Source organism: Ktedonosporobacter rubrisoli (assembly GCF_004208415.1).
Lineage (GTDB): Bacteria > Chloroflexota > Ktedonobacteria > Ktedonobacterales > Ktedonobacteraceae > Ktedonosporobacter > Ktedonosporobacter rubrisoli.
In genome coordinates this window covers 10,129,997-10,152,794 of the sequence record NZ_CP035758.1, presented here as the reverse complement: position 1 = coordinate 10,152,794, position 22,798 = coordinate 10,129,997, and the positions used below count along the sequence as shown (strand labels likewise).

20 protein-coding genes are annotated in these 22,798 nt (G+C 51.3%); 10 read left to right on the top strand and 10 right to left on the bottom strand.

Annotated features, from left to right (window positions below; translation table 11 throughout):
- Window positions 1-33 precede the first annotated feature (33 nt).
- Window positions 34-858 carry a COG4705 family protein gene (locus tag EPA93_RS43465; RefSeq protein ID WP_129893543.1) on the bottom strand — a complete coding sequence of 275 codons (825 nt, stop codon included), beginning with the start codon at window positions 856-858 and terminating at the stop codon, window positions 34-36.
- A gap of 462 nt (window positions 859-1,320) precedes the next feature.
- Between EPA93_RS43465 and EPA93_RS43460 the strand changes: the two genes are divergently transcribed.
- From EPA93_RS43460 to EPA93_RS43450, 3 genes are read left to right on the top strand one after another with little or no spacing between them, the layout of a single operon-like run.
- Window positions 1,321-2,322 (top strand): extracellular solute-binding protein, encoded by a 1,002-nt coding sequence (locus EPA93_RS43460; protein WP_129893542.1) that lies wholly within the window; start codon window positions 1,321-1,323, stop codon window positions 2,320-2,322.
- Complete coding sequence (locus tag EPA93_RS43455) at window positions 2,319-3,980, top strand: ABC transporter permease (protein WP_129893541.1); 1,662 nt, start codon at window positions 2,319-2,321, stop codon at window positions 3,978-3,980. Before EPA93_RS43460 ends, EPA93_RS43455 begins: the two co-directional genes overlap by 4 nt.
- On the top strand, window positions 3,977-5,113 hold the full coding sequence (locus EPA93_RS43450) for an ABC transporter ATP-binding protein (RefSeq protein ID WP_129893540.1): 1,137 nt from the start codon (window positions 3,977-3,979) through the stop codon (window positions 5,111-5,113). The genes EPA93_RS43455 and EPA93_RS43450 overlap by 4 nt, the downstream gene beginning before the upstream one ends.
- On the opposite strand, the gene EPA93_RS43445 is transcribed toward EPA93_RS43450, so the two are convergent.
- Complete coding sequence (locus EPA93_RS43445) at window positions 5,110-7,200, bottom strand: exonuclease domain-containing protein (protein WP_129893539.1); 2,091 nt, start codon at window positions 7,198-7,200, stop codon at window positions 5,110-5,112. The two genes, EPA93_RS43450 and EPA93_RS43445, sit on opposite strands and share 4 nt — an antisense overlap.
- Window positions 7,201-7,351: 151 nt before the next feature.
- Complete coding sequence (locus tag EPA93_RS43440) at window positions 7,352-8,032, bottom strand: haloacid dehalogenase type II (RefSeq protein ID WP_129893538.1); 681 nt, start codon at window positions 8,030-8,032, stop codon at window positions 7,352-7,354.
- Between the two features lie 224 nt (window positions 8,033-8,256).
- Here EPA93_RS43440 and rnhC point away from each other — a divergent pair, with 224 nt between their 5' ends.
- Both rnhC and EPA93_RS43430 read left to right on the top strand, forming a co-directional pair.
- Window positions 8,257-9,198: a ribonuclease HIII gene (gene rnhC, locus EPA93_RS43435; RefSeq protein WP_207229355.1), complete on the top strand. Its 942-nt coding sequence runs from the start codon at window positions 8,257-8,259 to the stop codon at window positions 9,196-9,198.
- Between the two features lie 81 nt (window positions 9,199-9,279).
- The gene (locus EPA93_RS43430) at window positions 9,280-11,274 is read left to right on the top strand and encodes a sensor histidine kinase (protein WP_129893537.1); all 1,995 of its coding nucleotides are present in this window, start codon (window positions 9,280-9,282) and stop codon (window positions 11,272-11,274) included.
- 47 nt (window positions 11,275-11,321) lie between these two features.
- Here the strand turns inward: EPA93_RS43430 and EPA93_RS43425 are convergent, their stop codons facing one another.
- The gene (locus EPA93_RS43425; protein WP_165423786.1) at window positions 11,322-12,101 is read right to left on the bottom strand and encodes a response regulator transcription factor; all 780 of its coding nucleotides are present in this window, start codon (window positions 12,099-12,101) and stop codon (window positions 11,322-11,324) included.
- Between the two features lie 88 nt (window positions 12,102-12,189).
- On the opposite strand from EPA93_RS43425, the gene EPA93_RS43420 reads away from it, so the two are divergent.
- From EPA93_RS43420 to EPA93_RS43410, 3 genes are all read left to right on the top strand, one after another.
- Window positions 12,190-12,741, top strand: coding sequence for a histidine phosphatase family protein (locus EPA93_RS43420; protein ID WP_129893535.1), 552 nt, complete (start codon window positions 12,190-12,192; stop codon window positions 12,739-12,741).
- A 189-nt stretch (window positions 12,742-12,930) separates the two neighbouring features.
- Window positions 12,931-13,455, top strand: coding sequence for a hypothetical protein (locus tag EPA93_RS43415; protein ID WP_129893534.1), 525 nt, complete (start codon window positions 12,931-12,933; stop codon window positions 13,453-13,455).
- Between the two features lie 7 nt (window positions 13,456-13,462).
- Window positions 13,463-13,861, top strand: a complete 399-nt coding sequence (locus EPA93_RS43410; protein WP_129893533.1) for a PleD family two-component system response regulator — start codon at window positions 13,463-13,465, stop codon at window positions 13,859-13,861.
- 76 nt (window positions 13,862-13,937) lie between these two features.
- On the opposite strand, the gene EPA93_RS43405 is transcribed toward EPA93_RS43410, so the two are convergent.
- The 3 genes from EPA93_RS43405 to EPA93_RS43395 form a co-directional block, all read right to left on the bottom strand.
- A complete protein-coding gene (locus EPA93_RS43405; protein WP_129893532.1) occupies window positions 13,938-14,138 on the bottom strand; it encodes a hypothetical protein in 201 nt (66 codons plus the stop codon).
- A gap of 134 nt (window positions 14,139-14,272) precedes the next feature.
- Entirely contained in the window at window positions 14,273-14,674 is a 402-nt protein-coding gene (erpA, locus tag EPA93_RS43400; RefSeq protein ID WP_165423785.1) for an iron-sulfur cluster insertion protein ErpA, read from the bottom strand.
- A 127-nt stretch (window positions 14,675-14,801) separates the two neighbouring features.
- Window positions 14,802-16,433, bottom strand: a complete 1,632-nt coding sequence (locus EPA93_RS43395; protein WP_129893531.1) for a S8 family peptidase — start codon at window positions 16,431-16,433, stop codon at window positions 14,802-14,804.
- 650 nt (window positions 16,434-17,083) lie between these two features.
- Between EPA93_RS43395 and EPA93_RS43390 the strand changes: the two genes are divergently transcribed.
- Together EPA93_RS43390 and EPA93_RS43385 are read left to right on the top strand one after the other, a co-directional pair.
- Entirely contained in the window at window positions 17,084-17,758 is a 675-nt protein-coding gene (locus EPA93_RS43390) for an HAD family hydrolase (protein ID WP_129893530.1), read from the top strand.
- 123 nt (window positions 17,759-17,881) lie between these two features.
- Window positions 17,882-18,901: a M20/M25/M40 family metallo-hydrolase gene (locus EPA93_RS43385; RefSeq protein ID WP_165423784.1), complete on the top strand. Its 1,020-nt coding sequence runs from the start codon at window positions 17,882-17,884 to the stop codon at window positions 18,899-18,901.
- Here the strand turns inward: EPA93_RS43385 and EPA93_RS43380 are convergent.
- The 3 genes from EPA93_RS43380 to EPA93_RS43370 all read right to left on the bottom strand — a co-directional run bounded on the left by EPA93_RS43380 (window position 18,855) and on the right by EPA93_RS43370 (window position 22,770).
- On the bottom strand, window positions 18,855-20,651 hold the full coding sequence (locus EPA93_RS43380; protein WP_129893528.1) for a recombinase family protein: 1,797 nt from the start codon (window positions 20,649-20,651) through the stop codon (window positions 18,855-18,857). The genes EPA93_RS43385 and EPA93_RS43380 overlap by 47 nt on opposite strands.
- 301 nt (window positions 20,652-20,952) lie before the next feature.
- The gene (locus tag EPA93_RS43375) at window positions 20,953-21,402 is read right to left on the bottom strand and encodes a hypothetical protein (RefSeq protein ID WP_129893527.1); all 450 of its coding nucleotides are present in this window, start codon (window positions 21,400-21,402) and stop codon (window positions 20,953-20,955) included.
- A 60-nt stretch (window positions 21,403-21,462) separates the two neighbouring features.
- Window positions 21,463-22,770, bottom strand: a complete 1,308-nt coding sequence (locus EPA93_RS43370; protein ID WP_129893526.1) for a baseplate J/gp47 family protein — start codon at window positions 22,768-22,770, stop codon at window positions 21,463-21,465.
- Window positions 22,771-22,798: the final 28 nt, after the last annotated feature.

The window sequence follows — 22,798 nt, the reverse complement described above, 5'->3', positions numbered from 1 at the left end:
CCCTGCTCTGCGGTTTCCTCGCTCTCGTTCCCTTTAGCCCTTACCGCCCTTGATCTCCTTGTGGGTGATGGTCAAATAGATGACAAAACCGACGATCAAAGCTGTTAGAACCAGGGCAACTTTTGCATCACCAAGCCCAAGACCACCCAGGGAAGACTTGCCAAACCAGTCTGCAAACGATGCGCCCAGCGGTCGAGTAATGATATAGGCAAACCAGAAGGCCACAATATCATTGAGGCCAAACAAAAAGTAGCCAAGAGCTGGGAGCGCAAACAAAGCTGCAAACAGGACCCCGGAGGCAAGATAGCCCAGGCCAAGCGTCGCGGCTGTCAGATCCCCGACTGCAGTGCCAAGGGCAAAAGTGGCCATAATGGTGGCCCAATAAAACAGTTCACGACGACGTGTCGCCACACTGTGAATGGATAAGGTTCGTTCGCTTGCGTACCAGATAATGAAGATCACGGCCAGCACAAGCGCAAAGAACAGAGTAGAAGCCAGATAGGGCACATCCAGGACCACATGAACGACATCGGCGGCCATGGTACCAAAGATTGCAACCATCACGACAGTGAACCAGTAGATCCAGGTCACATAGCGACGTATGGAAAGCTGCAGAACTAATAAAACAAGCAGGCCAATACCACCAAGAGCGACGGCAAGATAAGGGTCGATGTGAAAGACCAGGTAGTCAGAAGCTGCCTCACCCATAGCCGTTGTTAGCAACTTCACAATCCAGAAGTAAATGGTGACTTCGGGGACCTTTCTCAGGGCCCGAGTGGCAGTAGAGAAAGGTTGGGGAATGGAACCAGGAGTGCTGGTATCCGCATTATGGTGCTTTTGAAACGAAGGCGTATTCATATGTTGCTACATCTTCCTTACTCTCGATTTCTTCAAAGACTGTGGAAAGCACGTACAGTAAAGAGCGTGGTACTTCGCGAGAGATCCATTGTACATGTTTTCCTGAGAGCATAGGCCTTATTGAGATAAGAACCGCTATCTCCCTACAAGGCGAATGCTGCACTCTATTATAGGGAGAGACAGATGAGAAGATGATGAACCGGTAGTTTATACGAATATTTTCGCCAGCTGCCAGATAGTTGTGCCATCTTTGCCTAGTAAGTGTACACCTCACACCTATATTAAGGCTGATTTTACCTCGCCTTAACGCAGCATTAGCAATATTCCTCTATAGTAAGATCTACAATCAGCAAAACGTAATGCCACTCATGAGTCCAGCTGACCGCCCTGTAATTGTGAAGGCATGTTCAGCCCAGCTCCTCTACAGAGCCATTTTATGGCTGGCGGAAAGAGAGTAAATCGTTGAAATTCTTTACACGTCTTAGCCTATTTCCAGCACTATTTGTTATTCTTCTTATCTTTACTAGCTGTGGTAGTACAGGTTCCACGCCAGCTTCTACCAACGCCAGTACGCCAACCTCGCTCACAGTTTACGCAGCCTTAACCGAGGCCAACGGGAAACTGCTAGCAAAAGCCTTTGAGAGTTATGCACCGGGCAGCAAGGTTACCGTCGTCACAGGTGGTACCGGGGCTTTACTCACGCGCATCAAGGCGGAGAAAGCTGCGGGAAGCCTGCATGCAGACGTTCTTTTGCTAGCCGATCCCACAGCAATGCCGGGCCTTGACGAACAGCAGATCCTGGCCTCTTACAAGCCCACCAACGCCTCTCAATTGCCTGCCTCGTTTCAGGACGCCCACTGGTCGGGAGCCTTTAGCTTCAACAATGTGATCATCTATCACAAGGGCATGTCATTGCCAGTTCCAAGCTCCTGGCAGGATCTGACTTCCGGCAAATATCAAAATCAAGTAGAGCTGGGTGATCCGGCTTACTCGGGCACAACCCTGGGCATGGTTGGCTATCTTTCACAAACCTACAACTGGTCATATTTTTCTAATCTGAAGAAAAATAACGCGATAACTGTTCAGTCTACTAACACTGTGGGAACCGATGTAGCAGCCGGGCGCGTGAACATAGGCATCACGCTTGATAGCGTTGTCAGGGCTCTTCTGGCCAAAGGTTCGCCAATTGAGGTCGTCTGGCCCTCGGACGGTGCTATCCCTGTTCCCGCTCCGGTGAGTATCGTGGCCGGCCATGAAAACGCCCTCTCCCACAAGTTCGTAGACTGGCTCTTCAGTTCCGGGGGACAGGCAGCCGTGGAGCAACTGGGATATGCTCCCGCCCTGGGCAGCTCTAGCATGATACCGGCACATACGAAACTCGCTAGCGTGGACTGGTCACAGATAGTGCAGAAGCGCACCTCGCTCTTAGAACAGTTCCATGCCATCTTTGCCAAAGCCCAATGAACGTAAAAACCACCATTCCTTTGCAGGTAAGCCGCCCAGGTAATTCTGTCGCATATCGGCTTATCCTCTTTGCTATGGTGATCCTGGCAGGGGTTGTTTTGCTTCCCCTGCTGATCCTGATCATAACGGTAGTCGAGAATGGTAGCAGCGTTATAAGGGTGCTAGGGCAGCCAGATACCTTGCAGCCGCTCGCAAATACCGTTGAGGTAACTGTAGCCTCGACACTGCTTGCGCACATCATTGGTGTTGCCAGCGCATTGATTGTGAACAGCATTCCAGCACGCTGGCAACGCTGGTGGCACCTTGCAGCCTTGCTCCCACTGTTTATTCCACCTTTTGTAGGAGCCTTCTCCTGGCTGCAAGCCTACGCCCGTGGAGGCCTTAGCGATTACGTTCTACACCAGACATTTCCCTGGCTCTATGGACCCCTAGGAGTGATTGTTTTGCTTGCAGTCCACAGCGCACCTCTCACCTATATCATCCTCTCAGCAACTCTAGCCCGCCTCGATCCCCGGCCCATTGAGGCGGCTCGCATCCATGGCGCCAGGCGTTGGGAAGCCTTTGTCAGCGTGGTCTGGCCCGCTCTACGGCCGGCCCTCATCGCGGCTACCGGGCTTGTATTCGCCCTCAATGCTGGCGATTTTGGCATTCCGCTCGTCCTGGGCATTCCAGCCCATTTTCTTACAGCTACCACCCAGATCTACCAGGAGCTCTCCTTTACGAGCACGCCTGACAGCTTTTCCATCGCCATGGCTCTGTCCCTGGTTCTGGCTCTCGGTAGCTTGCTCGTCTTACTCGCCTTACAACGCTTCGAGAGTGGACATAGCCTTATCACGTATGCGGCGCTGCCCCAAGCACGTCAGAGGAAAGAGGGCCAGGTTCTGCGCGGGATCGGTCAGGTAGCCTTGCTGGTTTATACCCTGGTCGTCACGATTATTCCTTTTATTGCCCTCGTTCTGACGAGCTTGACCACATCTTATGGCCTGGCACCTCTTCCGCAAAACTTGACGCTGGCCCACATTGTAGATACCCTGCAAGAGAGCACTGCCACAGCTATCGTTCATAGCCTGCTCCTCGCTGCCCTGGCCGCCCTGGTCATCGTCGCGGTTGGACTGAGCGGAGCCGAATGGTCGCACAAGAGCCGCTGGGGAAGAATCCTCACGCGCCTGGCCTGGCTTCCCTATGCCATACCAGGGTCGGTTATTGGCGTCGCTACCACTATCGCCTATGGCAAGTGGCTCTATGGTACGTTCGCTATCATCTTTCTGGCGTATCTTGCCAAGTTCTGGGGCCTTGCCGAGCCGATAGCCGCAACGCGCACGCAGATCGAGGCAAGTCGCGTGCGTGCAGGACGTCTCTTCGGAGCCCGACCCTTCCAGGCCTATCTGGTCGGGATCTGGCCACAACTAGGCGGCACGGCACTGGCCTGTGGTGTCCTTGTCTTTATTAACAGCATCTACGAACTTACAATGTCCAGCCTGCTCTATGCTCCCGGCACCGAGACCCTGGCAATTGCCGTGCTAAATGCTGAGGAAGGAGGCGACGCGGCGACCACGGCAACGATAGGCGTCTTGCTCACGCTGTTGATGGTGGTGAGTCTTCTGGTTCTTACGGCGGGAAGGCAATCCCGCAAGCTAGAGGAGAAAAAGAGTATATGAAATACGTAGCAAAACAACATGCTAGAGCAGAAATAACTCAAGCAGAAGCTATCCTTGCCGTTAAAGATCTTTCGGTCACGCTGGATCAGCAGCCGGTCCTTCATGAGATTACCTTTGAGCTCTATCCAGGAGAGCTATTGGCCATTCTTGGAGCTTCCGGCTCCGGAAAAACTACCCTGCTCAATACGATTGCTGGCTTTCTTGCGCCCGAAAAGGGCAGCATTTACCTCGCCGGTGAACTCGTCTCCCAGCCAGGGGCGGTCCAAGCCCCGGAAAAACGTCATCTTGGTATGGTATTTCAATCATATGCTCTCTGGCCGCACATGAGCGTTTTAGAAAATGTGGCCTTCCCCTTGCGCAGGCAGGGAATGAGCAAGGCCATATCCCAGAAACAGGCTTCGACAATGCTGGCCCGCCTGGACCTTGAGGCTTATGCGACACGCTATCCCTCTGAGCTTTCGGGTGGACAACAGCAACGCGTCGGCTTAGCTCGTGCCCTGGCCGCACAGCCGCGCCTCTTTTTATTTGACGAGCCTACAGCCAATCTTGATTCGGCTCTGAAGGCCAGCTTCGCCCAGGAGATCCGCCGCCAGCAACAAGAATCTCAAGTTGCGGCCCTATACGTGACCCATGATGTGCGCGAAGCCTTCGCCGTGGCTGATCGGGTCATGATCTTACAGAGCGGCCATATAGAGCAGTTGGGCCGCCCTATGGATATCTATGAATGCCCGGCAACACAAGAGATCGCTGGTTTATGCGGCCTTTATACGCTCTTGCCCGGTCGTCTTGAGGCAAACCTGGATGCAGGAAACGCAGAGGTGACGATTGAGGAGCAGCGCTACACTGTTAAATTGCTTAACAAGAGCTGCCAGCCGGGCTCAGATGTAGTGTTTATGCTGCGGCCTGAGTGGGGAGAGATCATAACAGGCAATCCACCTGCCAGAGCTGGAATTGCGGCAACTATCGCGCGAATAGAATATCAAGGCTCACAGACAGAGTACGATCTAGAGACTACCATAGGGAAAATATATTATCGCGCCCTGGGTCGCCCGCTTGCTCAAGTGGGCCAGGAGGTACAATGGTACCCCCGCTGCCTGTATGCCTACGCTCCCACTATCCAGGAGCCGGCTTAAAAGAAGTCCGAATCTTCACTGATAGCATCCCGCTCTTCTTCCAGCTCTGACGAAATAGAGCGAACCGCATCTATCTCAGTCCACACTCGCTCCGCTACCTCTTGAGGTGCCTGGCCCTCAAGTAGAGCTTGCTGAAACGGAAAGAAGGCGCGATCAGCGCTATGATGGTGTATCCAGCGACTAATAATGTTGATCTGATCGACTTCGGCCTTGCTCACAACTCCCGGCGGCTCTCCCAGCTCGGCCGCCAGCGTCAGCAGTTCGCAGATTGCTTCTTTCATGGCTGCCGCTTCGTGGACTATGCAGCGCTGTCGGACCAGACGCCCGTGCCGAATCAGGAATATTTCGTTATATCCCTCGTGCGCTGAGGGATAGACGATAAAGAGGTTATTGGCCTCAACAGCTCCTGTGATGAGCCGCTGGCCAATAAGCACCTCATCGGCGCTACGCACAATATCGCGCAGCCAGGCAGCACGCTCAAAATTTAACTGCTGCGCAGCTTCAAACATCTGGCGGCGCAAACGATCCAACAAATCCTCGCTCTCGCCTCCAAGGAATTCACAAACTTGTGTAATGATCTGACGATACGCGGCTGGATCAACGTCTCCCCGACAGGGAGCCAGGCAACGTCCCAGGTGCAAGCGCAGACAGGGCTCAGACGGAGCCGCATGCGGAGGCAAACCACGCGTACAGGTTCGCACTGAAAATATCTTTTCGACAAGCTCAATTGTCAGGTCCACAACACGCCTGCTGCGAAAGGGCCCGAAATAGCGTGCACCATCCGCGGCAACCTCGCGCGTGGCATAGATGCGCGGAAAGGGATGCTGGATATCTATTTTAATAAAAGGATAGAGCTCATAGTTGCGCAACTGCACATTATACATGGGCTGGAGCTCTTTGATCAGGCGCGACTCAACCAGCAAGGCTTCCAGTTCCGAGCCCAGAACACGGGTCTCGATCTCTTTGATATTCTGCAGCAGACCATCCATCTTACGCGTATAGCCCAGGGGCTGGCTGTAATAGGAAGAAAGCCTATCCTTCAGGCACTTAGCTTTGCCTACATAGATGACATTCCCTTCAGCATCCTTCATCAGATAAACTCCTGGCTGAGTAGGGAAAGTCTGTTTCCAGGCGGGATTGAGAAAAAGATTGCCGTTTGGACGCGAGGCGACAGCAGCAGAGCTCAGCTGGCTATCGGCGCGCATGGGACTCTTTCTCGACACGTGCACCTGAGCAATATCGCCACTCCATGTCACAGGCAGCTGGAGGCGCGTACGCAGATGGCCCAGCGTGGTTATGCCTTGCTGCCGGGCCAGTTCTAGCAAGTGCACAAAAACGGCTGCCGTCACTTTCGCATCGCCCATGGCCCGATGCCGATTCGTCGGAGGGATGTGCAGATGTTGCGCAACATAGTCGAGCTTAAAGCGCTTCAAGCCTGGCAAGAAGCGACGAGCCAGCGGAATAGTATCCAGAGCTTCAAGAGGAAATGCATGTCCCAGCAATTGTGCCTCATAGGCAAGAAAGCCCATATCGAAGCCGACATTATGCCCAACAAGCGTAGCCCCTTCAATAAATTGCAAAAAATCGGCAAAGATTTCACTAATAGCAGGGGCATCCGCCAGCATATCCGGGGTAATCCCTGTAAACTTTTGAATAAAGGGGGGAATACGACGACCAGGATTTATCAAGCACTGAAACGCGTCGACACTCTCGCCACCACGTAAACGTACAGCCGCCAGCTCGATAATACGGGCCGAACCGGGTCGAAAGCCTGTAGTTTCAATATCCAGCACAACAAATTCGGTGCGCTCAAGTGGCTGCTGCGTGCTACGCCAGGCTGAAAGCGCCCAGGACTTTTCCTGCTCCTCGCCAGGCGGCTCAATCTCTTCAAAAAGCGCAGAATGCTTTAAGGTTTGACGCAAGAGCAGAGTCCACAAAGCGCCCTGGCTACTCGTATCATTGACCCCAAAAATATGCCTGATTAACAGGTCCTCGCTTACCGGTTGACCCAGGCTCTCCAATAGCTCGTACGCGCGCCGCAATAGCACGCTCCGCTGAGGATTTGCCTCGGTTTCCTCTTGCGCCATAACAGGTCTCCTACGCTGCACAAAAATATTAGATCATACGTACGAAGATAGCACGGAAGGGGGAGTTTGGCAAGAGGAACGGCGCAAAGGGAGGGAGGGTACAGCCGCTCTCTCTCCCTGGCTGGAGAATTCTCCTAGCAAGCTACAATTATCAGTGGACAATCTGCTCGCGCGCTAAGATCTTGGTAGCGACCTCTTGTAGATTCGCACCCACAATCGCAGGCCGTTCCACCAATGGATCAAGTACCATTCCCGGGCGCGCAATAAATGCGGCCTGGCAACCTGCACGCAATGCCCCCGCGATGTCCCAGGAGTGCGCAGCTACCAGGCATACCTTTTCAATACTCACTCCCAAGCGCTCAGCAGCCATATGATAGGGCTCCTGCGCAGGTTTTAAGCGCTTGACGGTATCAGCCGAGAGAACCTGCTCAAAGTAATCGCGCAGGCCAGAATTTGTTAGCTGAGCCTCGCCAACCTGGGCTGTCGAATTGGTCAAGGCCGCCAGGCGCAAACCAGCCTGGCGCAGCATAGCTAAACCGCCAGGCACATCGGGATGTGAGGGCAAATGTTGCATGCCGTCCCGTAGCGCTTGCCGATCCTGCTCAGAGATCTGGATATGCTGACGTTCAGCAAGCATACTAAGAGCAGCTACGCCCAGAGCCCCAAAATCAGCGTACACATTGGTAATCGTAGCAACCAGAGCGGATTGAAGCATTTGCCCAAACCAGACACTGCGCAAGGCAGCGCTCCCAAAACGCTGCTCGAAGTATGGATCTAATGCCTTCAAATCCAGCAGCGTTTCGTTTACGTCAAAGACATAGACTAGCGACATAGAATGCTCACTTTCCTTAGAACTTTGCTAACCATTTACTCAGCTACTAACTTTAGTATAGAAATGGACTTTACGTAAGTCAACAGCTTAAATCGCCAAAAACTATAGCAAGGATCTTAGCTACTATTTTGAGCTCAGGCGCTCTTGATCTCTATAGTACACTGTCAATGGTAACAAATATTACCTGGATAGCCAGGCTGAAAGGTCCAATGAAAGAAGATAATTTGCAAACTACATTAGCTGCTCTGCGCGCCTATATTGCAGAAAAGGGTTGGTCCATCAGGGCCGAGAAAGAGATTGCCTATGGCTATCAGCTAGAGATCAGTGATGGGCGCAACCAAAATGCGCTCAATATTTACTCGTCTGGCAAAATGCTAGTTCAGGGCAAGGCTGGTCCATTACAGAATGCCCTTAATGCCTGGCGCAATGAACAGCAGAGTTCCGCAAAACCGACAGCCACGGCGAACATGGCTGCTCAGCTTACCTTCGCAGAAAGCTCACCTTCTCAGCACATAGCTGGACAGGCTCATATAGGGAGCGATGAAGCGGGGAAGGGCGATTATTTTGGCCCACTTGTCATCGCTGCTATCTATGTAGATACGCCGCGCATAGCACAGCTACAAGAGCTAAGAGTGCGCGACAGCAAACTTCTGGCTGACAAGGCCACCCTTCCCTTAGCTGAAAAGATTAAGCAGATCTGTCACGGCTACTGCAGCATCGTGGCCTACCCTCCCGAGCGTTATAACCAACTATACAGCCAGGTTCGCAATCTGAATCAGCTTCTGGCCCAGGCTCATGCGCAGGCCCTACAAGCCGTCCAACAAAAGAGCAAATGCAACCTTGCACTTGTTGATCAATTCGCTAACGCTGCGTTATTAGAGTACGCTCTGGGACAAGCGGGCTGTCAGATAAGCGTTGAGCAGCGCCCTAAAGCTGAAGATGACATAGCTGTTGCCGCAGCCTCTATTGTAGCGCGTGCCGAATTCGTGCGTCAGTTGCAAGAGCTTTCTCTCGCCATAGGCTTCGTTTTGCCCAAGGGAGCTTCGAATCCGGATATTGTCTCTGTTGGGCGCAAGATTGTCAGCCAACTTGGACAGGAAGCCCTGGGGCGCGTGGCCAAGCTACACTTTAGAATCACCGAAGCGATCCTGCAGTCAGGTGATTGATAAAATATGTTGCTCTCGGCAATGGTTTTGCTTACTGCTTTCCATCTTGCGCTCAGCGGTTGAGAAATGTTAGACTACAAGGTGTCAATTTCTTCTAACACAACGAATAGCTGGTGGCGACAGCTACGCACGCGGGTAACCTTACTTTATCTAGCTGTTGCAATTGCCCTACTTGCCATAAGTGCGGTAGGCCATTTTCGTTTGCTCCACGAAGTAGGCAAAACATTTGGCGGCTTTTTCTGGGCCAATGTAGACGGAAAGATTGTCGTCGTTTCTACGCCATCTCAACTGCCAGCATTTGAAGTCAAAGCCACATCGCTTACCAGCAGCGAGTATATCGTTACCGCCAATCATATTCCAGCAGAAACCGGGCTCACCGCTACTTATCAGCACGCTACAGATAAATCTACCATCACCTATACTATCGCTCATGACGACGTACATTACACGCTCGCACGCCCCACAGCCACCTTTACCCTGGATATGTGGTGGCAGAGTTATGGCCTGACCCTGCTCGCTGGCATATGCTGGCTAATCGCGGGAGGCCTGCTGTTAGCAAGATCAAAAGACTGGAATGGAGCAGTCGAAGGCCTGACCTTGCTGCCGATTGCCATGCTGCTCTTACTCTATAGCCATTGGGGAAATGTCCAGCAAGCAGCCACGCCAGACGCCATCTTTCAGTTTCTCTGGGTACCGTCTTTCGCGCTTCTGGGAGCCGCTTTTATCCACCTTAGCCTACTCTATCGCCCCGAAGAGTTTCGCCCTACGCGCCGTCCACACCTGCTCACCGATGGGCTCCCTTATCTCCCTGTACTCCTGCTCGTCATTTATGAATGGGGAGCCTTCGTCTTCACTGGCGGACATATCCCAACCCGGACAAACCTTATCCTGGGGCTCGGCTACGCGGTCCTCGGTGGAAGCATCAGCTTCTGCATAGGCATCTATTCGCTACTACGCCTGGGACACCTTCTTCCCTTCAGGCATACTGCAGAACATGAAGCCGGCGAAGGCCTCATCTCGCCCCCAATCCGTCAACGTATTGGTGACCTTCTCACGCTCTGGGTAGGAAGCATTGGCCTTGGCTTCTTCCTTGGTGTATTACCAATTTTCCTCTTTGGCAGCCCCCTTTTGCCGCTCCCAATGTTCTACCTGCTGGCCGCCGTCTACCCGCTCGTCCTGCTCTATGCCATCCGCTCGTTACGCTTAATCAATCGTTTGCATATTACTTTAGAGGAGCGCGAGGAGGCCCTCGACGAATTGCAAAAAACCGCAGGGGAATTGGGCAAGACTAATGATGAGCTCAAGCATGCCACTTCGCTCCTGCTTCAGGCCGATGCCCATTTGCGCTCTATCCTTTCTCAACGCATTCACGATCAGCCCAGGCAACAGGCCCTGCGTATTCGCTCTTTGCTAGGTCACTGGCTCCATAAATTGCGCGTTGAAGCTGAGCGAGACGAGGCGGGAAAAGTTAGCGCACAGCCAGTTATCGAGGCATTAGGGAAAGTGCGACGCATCAGTGAAGAACTAGAAAGCGATCTTCGGGGCCTGCAATTGCTTGTGGAAGATGTCTATCAACGGCGTAGTCTGGGCTTGAAACTCCATCTAGAGAAGCTGATTCGGGAAGATCTGCCGGCCCTGCATCCAGAATCTCCCCTACACATACAGGCAGATCTACGCGCCCTCGATGTGCTAAGCACGAGTCTAGAAGAGACCGAAGAAGGGGCAAAAATTGCCGAAGCAATCTCTTATACTGTAACGCAAGCCCTGCTCAATATCTATAACCATGCAGGAGCGACCCTGGCCGAGATTCGCACTCAATATGTCAATAGTGCATTGGAGGTGTATATCCTTGACGACGGGCGAGGCTTCGATACCAGAACAACTCCTTTAGCAAAAACCAGCCTCTTTAAGGCTAAACTGAAGACTCGCGAGGCGGGAGGCAATTTGCTTATCAGTTCAGTTCTTCGCCCCCAGGATGAGCATGGTACCATCGTCAAATTGAGCATCCCCCTACCGCCAGCCGTCCTTATGCCACTATCCGGTCCTTTACAAGAATCCCGCCTTCCGGGCGCATAGCTCACGCTCCTGTAAAAAGTAAATTTCATCTAGCCTTTGTTACTTGCTTATAGCTCTGCTGGATCTTGCCGCCACCCTATATACGCCTCATAGGCCTGTGATAACAAAACGCGCCTGCCTGGATCAGCCGGGGCTCCGGCAATGGCAAAGAACAGATAAAGCTCGCTTACCAGGTTCTCTACAGGCCCAACATTCGCCTTTCCTCTTCCATGCAAAAAGCCCATGCGCAAGGCGATTTCGTCATTGCTCAGGCCCTGCGCGATGAGCGCTGCACATTCTTCCTGACGCGGCGTTAATCTTCGTCCTTGTAGGCGCTTGAGTAAATATCTCAAGACGTCAGGGTCGATAAAGTTTCCCCTACGCACGACAACAGCTGTGGCAATCTGATCAAGATAGCGCGGCTCCAGATTGGCAAAAAGGGCATAGCCGTGCAGTCCGGCCGCGCTGGCCCGCTTATCTCTCTTCTGTGCATTACGGCGCTGTGGGTACTCATGGCGAAATATTTCGGCGGCCAGCGTCCAGCTCGCATCCTGGGTATAGATAACAATGCGCAGATCGGGAGCCAGTTCAAGCAGTCCTCTTCCCAGTTCCAGGCCATTTGTGCTACCAAGGTGCAGATCCAGCAAAACGAGCCAACCGGCTAAAGTCGGGCTCTGGGCCTGCTCCTGACAAATAGTTTCTATCAGCTTCATAGCTTCAGCAGGCTTCGTAAGCTGGGCATAAAGCTGCAGTGTCGAAGTCTCTCCAACAAATTCAGCAATTCCGCGCAGCTTCACAGGGGTATCGTCAACCACGATCACCGGAATTTGTTCAGGCATCCTCTTCATAACAGGCATCAATCCATACTATACTAACTCTTAGCAGTTGAAACTACTATTGCCAAAAACATTTCTCAGGAGCTAGCAAATAAGCACTATGCAAAAGATCCTCTATATTATCAGGCATTGTCAGGCCGAGGGGCAACAGCCAGATGCCCCACTCACGGCCACAGGGAGAACGCAGGCCGCCGCGCTGGCCAGGTTTCTGGCTCAGACTTCAATCGAGCGCATCGTCTCCAGTCCATTTACACGCGCTATCCAATCGGTCGAGCCCTTAGCCAGAGAGCTACGGTTGGAGATCGAAACCGACGATCGTTTAATCGAAAGAGTACTCAGCATCACGCCTCTTGCCGACTGGTTAGGCGCTCTACGGGCTACTTTTAGCGATCTAGATCTGCGCTTCGTCGGAGGAGAATCCAGCCGCGAGGCAACTGCGCGGGCAGTTGCTGCCGTTACGGATATCCTCCAGCAGCCCTGCCAGGTCAGCGTCCTTGTCTCCCACGGCAATTTAAGCACCTTATTACTCAAGCATTTCGATCAAAACATAGGCTTTGAGACCTGGTACCATATGACTAACCCTGATGTCTTTCGCATCACGTTGGCGGAGAGCGGCCCAAAAGTCGAGCGGCTCTGGCAAACTGACGTATAAGCCCTGAAGCTTGTCGGGCCTCGTGAGCAAAGTGCAGCAGGCAGACCCGCCCGCTCAAAGGAGCTGAGCCATAGGAACACTCCCGCTCCGCTGGCACCTCCATATATGGTATATAATGAGTGAGGTTTCTACAAGGATAAGCAAACTCATGTAAAGAGAAGCGACATTTAATAGAAAGGCAGTAGTATCGTGTCCGATGCCTACAACCCTGAAAATACATCAAGACCATCTGGTAAGGGCCCTATCCTTGGTCAGGGACATGGCCTAAGCGATGAAGAAGGCCAGATGATCCAGCAAATGATTCGTGAAGAGCAACATTCGTCACGAGCTCTTGAAATACCTAAAGAAGATTTGGCCCCGGAGGCAACAACGCAAATGTCTGCCGAAGTTGCGCGCGTCATCAACGCCAGCCGCGTTCGGCAGGTTCTCAATATGTTTAATAGGGACTATCTCTATGGCCAGGGACGCTTCGACGAATACAAAGATGGGCTCATCCTCAAATGGGGAGATGGCTACTCGCGTAAGCACATCTGGCTAACTGTTGAAGATGGGAACCTGATATTTGAGACAAGCCATGCCAAGAAGTGCGATAAGCCCTATTGTAACGGGACACATCATATCCTTACGCCAGATCTCTATATGAATCTTGACATTATTAACCAGGAGTTAGGGGATCGCTTCCGCCGTCCCGTCTACGAGCGCTCGGAGGACTAAAAAGGCAGTGGCAACACCTATCCTCGCCCTAGAAAAAGATCTTTTTTTTGCTGTAAGAATTCGCGATACATTGCAGCGTCACGATATGGAGGTCACAACAGTACGTACGCTTGAAGCCCTGGAGCAGCGCCTGGCCTCGACACAGGAAGCTCCTCCAGCCCTGACGATCATCAATATTGCCATTAAAGGGGTCGACTGGGAAGCGGCTATCCGCAGCGCGCGTGCCCACAATGTACCGGTGTTGGCCTTCGGCTCACACATGGACTTAGAGGCACGTGCGAAAGCTCTGCAGGCAGGAGCAAAGAAGGTCATCGCAAACTCAAAGTTCAGCAGTGACATGCCTGGACTTGTCAGGCGCATATTGACGGAGCCGCTTAGCAGCCCTGCCAGCGAGACCGGCGAGTAGAGAAAGCAAAGTAGGCATGAGATAATCTATCTTCTCGATGCCTACTTTTTTTCTTTCTTTTATCGTACTCGTTGTATTAGAGCCAACGCTGCCTCAGCAGGGAAGTGGGCAAAGGGATCAGAGAGAGGCCATAGCCCAGAGGATGCTTCTCATAATGCAACTGCTGGCGACGATACATCCAACGGGTATGAAAGAATTTTCGCTGCGCGTGAGAGGGAGGGCAGAAAAACTGGCGCATTGTACGATAGTGGGGTCTATGAGCAACACGTTGTCTCATGTACACTCCTTCTGTAAGGGAAAAGAAAAGAAAAGGTTTCTGTGACTCATTGATATTACGTCAGCAGAAACCCTTTTTCCTCTCATACCAAAACACGAGAATGAGATGAAATTAAGCGCAGCTCAGGTTAGCACCTAGTGGCCGCACGCGCACCCGCGCGCCTCGCCACCACCGTCAGCGGTCCTGAACGAATGTCCACAGCCACAGCTTGACACTGCATTAGGATTGTTGACAGTAAAGCCAGCCGCCATCAGGCTATCGACATAATCTACTTCACTACCAGTGATGTAGGTCAGGCTCATCTCATCAACAAAAACCTTGAAGTCTCCAACGTTAATAACCGTATCGCCCTCTTGCTCTTCATCGAGGGTCATACCGTATTGGAGACCAGAGCAACCTCCACCGGCGACGAAGACGCGCAGACCAAGAGCGGGATCATTTTCCTGCGCTAAAAGTTCACGTACTTTATCTGCCGCAATTGGTGTCATAGAGATGACGCTTGTTTCGACCGCCGATTGCTGGTTCTGCTCGATCATGAATGTTCACCTCTCCAAGGGCAAACCACTTTGCCCCGTAACTACTCTCTAGATATGTATTAGACGTTCTTCATGCTTGCGCTTGAGCGTATTATATCCTACAAAAAATGAAGCGTCAAGGCAAGCCTCATAAGCTAAAACGTTGCTGCACACGAATAATATTCCCAAGTAATGCCGGAGCATCTGGTACAGAGCCAAATAGCATTGTATCGGGACTATCCAATCCGGCCGTCAGGCGCGTGATGATGTTGGAAGCTGACCATTTCTGAGCCATGAGATGCGCGGCCAGGGCACTTATGATAGGCGTAGCAAATGAGGTTCCGCGCCAGTCTGCCCAGCCAGCGCTATTCTGTTCTCCGCCGGGAAAATTTGGTGAAATATATACTACCCGTACGGCGTCAGGCAAGGCATTTTCATCAAGTACGCCTGCCACATCACCGCCAAAGGTAGCAACTCCGCTCCCAATGGGAGGCACATTTGCCGCATTAGAAAAACTTGATGGCAGAAATCGGCTATTGACTGAACTCACAGCTAGCGTGGTCTCGTAACGGGCAGGAGCCCGGGGCGGGCGTGGTCCTTGCGGCTGCCCAACATTGAGCGAGTCATTTCCAGCTGCAGCCACAACAAGGATGCCCTGCTCATACAAGCAGCTAAATAAGAGGCGCAATCCTTCCTCAATATGGTTGAGCACACGCATAACGCCGGGCAACTGGGTCGTGGGCCATTGGCGATGATCAAACCAGATGTAGGGCAAGCGGCGGATATCCGGCATAATGGTCAGGCTGAGATTAATTATCAGGTGGCGAATAGAGCCCGAAACCATCTCTCTTTCCAGATCGGTTAAGGCGGCAAACAGACCATAGAGATCTCCACCACCAAAATCATTCAAAATACGAATCAAGCGGATTCGCGCCCGCGGAGCCAGATCACGCACTAAACCGGCCAGCGCAAGGCCGTGATCGGGCATTAAGTAATAGCGCAAGTCATTATAGTCGTTGCGTCCGGTGCGTACATCATTTGTTAGCACATAGCGATCATAATCAATCTCAAAAGAGCCATCTTCATTACGCAAATCGGCCGCCAGGCGCTGTAGCAGCCAGTTGCGACGCAATTCGGGACGGCTGGCTGCGCTACGTATACGATCGGGATGGTGCGCAGTATCAAGAATCGCGATCATTACATCTTCTCCACCACCGGCATGTAATGGAATATATTGATCTACCAATCCTAAATGCCAGCCTATCAAGGCATTTGTCGGGGTAGGCACATCCAGCGATGGCGCCGGACCTGGTGGCGCAGCTGGCCCCCCCTCACTATAATAAGACGGCGCTGCCGTTACTAGCCAGTTTGGCATCGCCGAGACCACGCGCAATCCTGCCTGCGCTAAATGCTCAAGATGGGCTTGAAGATACGATAAGGCCATCGGCAACGGATCGCGCACAGTTGGGTCCGCATGGCGCGTATGAAAAAAGATCGCGATGAATGGCTGTTTATGATGTACGCCAAAGATGAAGGAGCGACGCCGTACAGGTGGCATCGAAGGATTCTCTTCCCACCTTCCATAAGTACCGTACGGCTCTAGACTAAGACTATACTGGGCAAGAAACTCGTTCAATTGAGTCCGAACCTGCTCAATCAACACGTCTTGCGTGTCATCAGCAGGCAGCTGAGGCAAACGAACGATCACAACCATTTCACCCGGTATCCAATGGAATAATTCATCTGGCGTACCCATCAATGCTGTTGAGCTACGAGACATGCACGAAAAGTCCCCCTCTACCTTGGATGGTGATCGAATTACATGCGGTACGGCTGACGCTACTGACGCAGCGGGGTGAAGCCTGTAATGCTCTCCAACTTCTATTATAGCTGAACTGATAGGCTGAGACAATCAGCAATATAATAGCAACACGCTTCTTGACACAATCAACACAAAAATTCATCTTCTCGATATCTGTATTCTCTCCTCTATCCAGTAGACATACATAAATATCTTCAGCTACAATAAAGCATATCTCGGCTGCACACCTGCAAGCTATTGCAAGAAGGAAAAGCCGGCAAAGCTTAGCGCTCCTCAAATGTTCCAGCGCGTTCTAATCGTCTGTCAAGGTTTACGTAATGAGTGAAACAAGCGGGATGGTCAAAGGGGCGCCGCGCGAGGAATCGCGGTCCTTGACTGGGGCTTGGAGGCAACGTTCCATTCCCTCCTTGTGCCGCAGCCGCAGGCGATGCTTTCGTCACACGAGGACTGAGAAAGCACTAGAGAGTGGAGCAAATTAAGGCTTTGGCGAAAATATACTACAATCTTTAGAAGAGCTCAATTTAAGCCAACATTGATTACGGCAGCAGACTCCCTATTTTCTGGTCTTAACAACAATTTTATCTTTTTTATCTAGTAGAGGGGATTTTATGCGACAGCATTTATTCATCGACGCTGATGATACACTCTGGGAAAATAATATCTATTTTGAGCACGCCACCGAAGCATTCATTGAATTCCTCGATCACTCTTCTCTCTCACCCCACGAGATTCGGGCAGTCATCAATGAAGTTGAATTAACTCAGGGCTATGGCACGGCAAGCTTTATCCACCGCTTGCAAAAGGCATACAGGCGTCTCTGTGAGCGGGATGTTACCACTGAGGCACTGGAGCGCATCAAGACCTTCGGCGAACAGATCCAACGTCACCCTATGCAGCTGATAGATGGTGTAAAAGAGACACTCGAATATCTAGCGCCTCGTCACATGCTGGCAGTACTCACCAAAGGGGATCAGGATGAGCAGCGGCTCAAGCTCGATAATTCCGGACTTGCAGATTACTTCGAGCATATAATTGTCGTGGCCGAGAAGAACGTCGAGACCTACAAGGACTTGATTCAGAAATTTGCTCTGCTTCCAGAGCGAAGCTGGATGATCGGAAACTCTCCACGTTCGGATATTAATCCGGCCCTTGCGGCCGGCTTCAATGCTGTATTTATCCCACACCCACATACCTGGGATATGGAGATACAAGATGTACGCCATGAGGGCAATGGCCATCTGTTGACCCTCCATGCGTTTTCGGAGCTGCGACAGCATTTTTAAGCGCGCTCTGCTGAGCAAAATTGCGTCCCAAACCCTATGAGATTCGGGACGCAAATTCTAGCGGCTAAACAGGCTATCTCTGTTATAATTGAGGAAAGTTCACCTGACCTGGAGATCATTACCATGTCGATACACGCTAACCGTCTCTATTCTACCCTGGTTGAGATTATTCGCATACCCAGCACTTCGGGTCACGAAGAACACGTGCGGCGCTATCTAGAACAGCAGCTCACGGAACTGGGCCTGACTCCTCATGTCGACGACACGGGAAATCTCATTGCAACCCTACCAGGAACCGGGAAACCGCTTTTGCTCAATGCGCATATGGATCGCGTGCCTCCCGGGCTGGGCCATGAGCCAGTTTTGCGCGCTGGCATTCTTTATAGCGATGGAACAACGAATCTTGGCGCAGATGACGCGGCAGGGCTGGCTATTATTCTTGAAGTGCTGCGACGCACAGTGGAGCAGCAAAAAGCTCACCCTCCGTTGGTCATCGTTTTCACGGTGCAGGAAGAGACAGGGCTATGCGGAGCTTCTCACTTTGATAACTCGGCACTCGCTGTCAGCGATGGCCTCATTTTCGATAACGCTTTCGAAGCTGGTACGGTGGTCTCGCAGGGGGCAGCTTATGAAGCCTTCAAGGTAAAGATCAGCGGCCGAACCGGCCATCCCGGCAAGGATCTCTCTTCTACAGTGAACGCCTTAGAGATATTCCGCGCCGCAAAATATCCGCATGGCTCCCTGGCCGATGACCAGACGCGTATCAATATTGGTAGTATCACGGGCGGCACGGCACGCAACGCTATACCTGCGACAGTTACGCTTGAAGGCGAGATACGCAGCTTTGAGCCTGCTGCTCGTCTTGAGCATTACAAGCAAGCCATCCGCAAGGCTTTTGAGCAAGCTGCAAGCCAGTTCGGAGGGCAAGTTGAGATAACATTTAACACGCATTCAACTGGCTATACCATTGGCTCCGACGAGCCGCTCTTGCTTACGTATCGTCGCGTCCTGGAGCAGCGCGGCGCCACGCTCAAGCTGCGCCCAACCTTTATCGGTAGCGATACAAGCGGTTTTCGCCCCGCCATTAGAGCTTTCACTATCTCGACCGGAGTTGTACCGCAATGTCATCAGAATTTACACTAATTTTATATCTTGGGTTATGACCTTTCTCCCATAGTGTAACAGTGATGCCGAGTAATTCTACAAAATCTCGCTTTGTTTGATACGATGGCTTATAGTTAGGATCGCTCATTCTTTCGCGTTCTCGTGCGCATCTTTTACGAATTTTTTCTAAATCTTCCTGCGCCTTAGTCCATTCTCTATATATCTTTTCATCATCTAAGAGCTCACTATGATAGTCTTTCTCTTCCCGATCTAAATCTTTCAAGCGATTTGTAAGTACGTCCTCAGTATTTCGATCTAATTTCTGCTCTCTAATTAATCTTAAAAGATTTGTTTGTAAATTGTCGCGCTCAGTTCTGATTTCAGCAATTTTTTTGCTGATCTGCCTTCTTCTGCTCGCAGTTGGATCGCTTGTTTTCCTTCTCTCTATAGCTTCGTCTACTATGGAAGGCTTTTCGATGATTTCAAGCGCCTTCTTCCAGACAGCTTCGTCTAGGACTGAAGCAAAATAGTAACAGCCTTTGCAACAATGCAGCGTACCACTTGATTTAGTACTGCATCGGTAAATGTTAACAGGCTCGTTTATACGCTCGCCTCTATAATAATTGTATCTAACTTGCGTTGATAAGTTCCTTCCGCAATTCCCACATTTCCCTAAACCGCCGCGTAATAATGTTAACGTGGACTGCTTGTTGTTTCGCCTTGACACTTTCTGGTTCCTTTGCAAGTTTGCTATCACTTCCTCTTGTAACTCTACGCTAACAATCCCAGGGACAGGTACGATTATTTGGCTTTCTGGAGCAGTCTTTCTATATCGTCTTGACTTCTTACCAGGTACCCTCTCGGTGTGATACTGATTAACGACGTGCTTCCCACTAAAACGGCGGTTCCTGAGCATCCTACTCAAAACTGCAACTTGCCATATCGGCTTTGCCTCCTGTATTCCCTTTGACTTATACTTTTTTCCTATACTGATGCTTGGTGCTGGGATTCCGATAGCATTTAGCCTCCGACATATTCTTCTTAGCGGTATGCGGCGCTTGGCACATCTGAAGGCAAAGGCTATCACCCTTACCTCTGACCATGTAACTCCCTTGCGATCTACAAGAACTACATCGTTATTGAGCTCAAGCAATCCACGTTTGCCCTGTGAATTTAGCACAAACTTGTAACCATAAAAACGCGTACCATTTCCGATAACTTGTGGGGGAACGCCTTTCTCTGGTTCACCTAAAGCTTTATGTCTGATTGCGTTCTTCGATCTTCGTACAAAGTCGTTTATCTCTTCCTCTGCTTTATACCCTTTCAGAAGACGCATCAGCTGACCCTCTAGGCTATCATCGTCTGAATGATCGCTAGGCTCTGTAGTAAGAATATGAATTCCTAGCTCTCTTAACTGCGCTCTGAATATTTCGCGGCTCACTCCTTTACGCCCTAAACCTCGATCTAACACGTCTAAGCAGAGTACCTCAAATTCATGGTTTTCTGCCATGTCTAGTATCTCGTCTAGGACTTCGTTATATCGGTAGTCCAGTCCAGTGTACGTGTTATGTTTCACATGACGCTTTTCGTCCAGCTGTAAATCTAGCAATTCAATTAGCATTTCTCGAATCACACGTTCCTGTGCATCATGGCTTTGGCCTCCTGTTGAGACACGGGTAAGTAATAATGCACGTTTTCCTCTATGTTTGCTGTACATGGTTAAGAGCTGCTGGCGCCTTGCTTCTCTAAGATTAAAGTCGGAGTACGGGTAGTCATTATTTGTCGTCATGTTATCAAGTCCTCCTGTCGAACTGTTGAGCAGATTATATTACTACTCTGGCTGGCACGGTGAATGCCTATCTAGACTCAACTATGCATGCTGTACAACCAATTGTCAATTGATAAATCCGCCTGTAGAGCCAGTTGATTGTCTCCCTCTGCGGTCTTTTCTTCGGTCTGTCCTGGCAAGTCGTACAAGGCTGCTGGCCGTTGTACCTAGCTGGTACTATAATGGGATACCAGCATCAAAAATTGCTACTCTCTGGGGGCCAGGGCGGCCCCCTTCATTTTTTTGCCTTTAGTAGAAGCCATTACTCATGCTCCTGGTTGTCTCTTTCGTGTCGCTTCGTTAATAGGTAGCCACTCTCATATACTGCTGCAATCTCAAGGCCTATCACATTTAAGCGCTCATTGCAGCCATACAGCACGGTTCGCAGTGGCTCTAGAGCCACGTTGAGCACTAGCTTGTTTTGCGTTTCTAGTGCTGCTCCTATACACTGAACAAATTGCTCAGCAAGTCTAGGGTCGGGTATTAGCGTTCGGATACATTTGCTATACTCGACATACGAAGGCCATGCATGGAGGAGTATTTGGATAAGCGGTAGTTCAAATGGGGCAAAATACATTTCTGCACCCACTACTCTTCGCTCCCAATCAATGAGTAGGGCATGCCCAGATCGGGTATTGATGACCAGCTCAGTCTCTTGAGGCAATAAAGCGGTTTCGCCAGTCTCAAGCGGATAATACTCGTAGCTACCCATTGAAATTTGTCCTTTCTATGGGTTGTTGCGAGGCTAGTTCCAGTAGCCTCGCGTCTCTCTCTACGCCTGTGCATACAGAATTGTGCAACGGATTGCGCTATCCTGTGGCATTGTTGTAACATGATTGCCGATGATCTCTATAGAAACAGCCTGCACGCCTCTCTGATGAGTAAGCCATGCGATTGCCTGCGCTTTGCCCATGCCTGCTAGTGTGCGTTTGATCGTCTCCAGTTGGTTCTGGCTAAACTGATAGGTAAGCTGGACGTGCCCCTTGGCCTCTATGCTCAAGTGGGTCCCCGCACTCCTACTCATCTGGATGCTAATTTGCGGATCACTGGACAGGATGTAGCCATCTCCTAACCGTTGGGCGAGCGTACTCAAACGTTGCCTCAGTTGCACGTCTACGTCCTGGGTTCGGTAGGCTAAACTGGTACAGGTCGCTGTAATCGCCGTCGTGACCTGTCTTGCTTCCTCTCCAGCCTGATGATCGCTATTGGTAGTTGTGTGACAGGTTGGACTAGCAAGCGCTTCCCCAGACTGCAATTGCACCTGTAATGCCGCAATCATGCTCTGCATCAAGGCTGCTTGTAAGGTCGTTGTTGCACTCCTGAGATCGGCTTGCGTGACTTGAGGGAACATACGGGGGTTATGTCCTCCGCTAAAGGCTCCGTTGGCAACAAACACATTGACCCGGCAACACGGGCCGTAGAGATCACCAGCTTTGATATTGCCTGCTGGTCCTGGCTGCACTGCCTGAGCCGGAATGGTAATCTGCCCATTAGTGGCAAGGTTGCCTGCTGGTATCGTCGCGTCCTGCTCTGTGACGATCTGTACGCCGTCTGCTCCCGTTAAGAGGGTGCCTGCTGGTATTGTTTGGGTAGAGGGAGCTGCATTGTAAAAGATCACGCTCCCGTGGGCTGACTCGGCGTCCTGGTGGCCGGTTCCCGTTGTCGGAAAAGTACGTGTCTGTTTTAACGTCACTGTGGCTAATGCCCGTCCTTGTACATTTATCGTTGCGCTCGTCTGGATCGTTGTCACGATAGGAATGATTGTGACAATGGCCATTGGACGAAACAGAGGAAACAGTATCCATACTGTAATTGCCGTCAAGCTGCTGATGCCTACAGCAAGGCTTGCTATCCATAGCCAGTGGTGCGCGGTCCTTGGGAAGCTCTGACTGTTTATAGGGGAGCTCTCTCCCTGGGTTGTGGTCGCTGGCTCCTGGGGGTCTGGTGCTGATAGCTCTTGAGAGTGCTGTGGCTCGGTGGGTTCCTGGGCAAATGGGAGGGCGAGAGTCGGCTGCTCCCTGGCCTTTTCCTGCACGATGTTCAAGGCTTCTTCAAGGGCTTTGCTGATTTCTTCATCCATACGGGTGATCTCCTCCTAATCAGAAAGA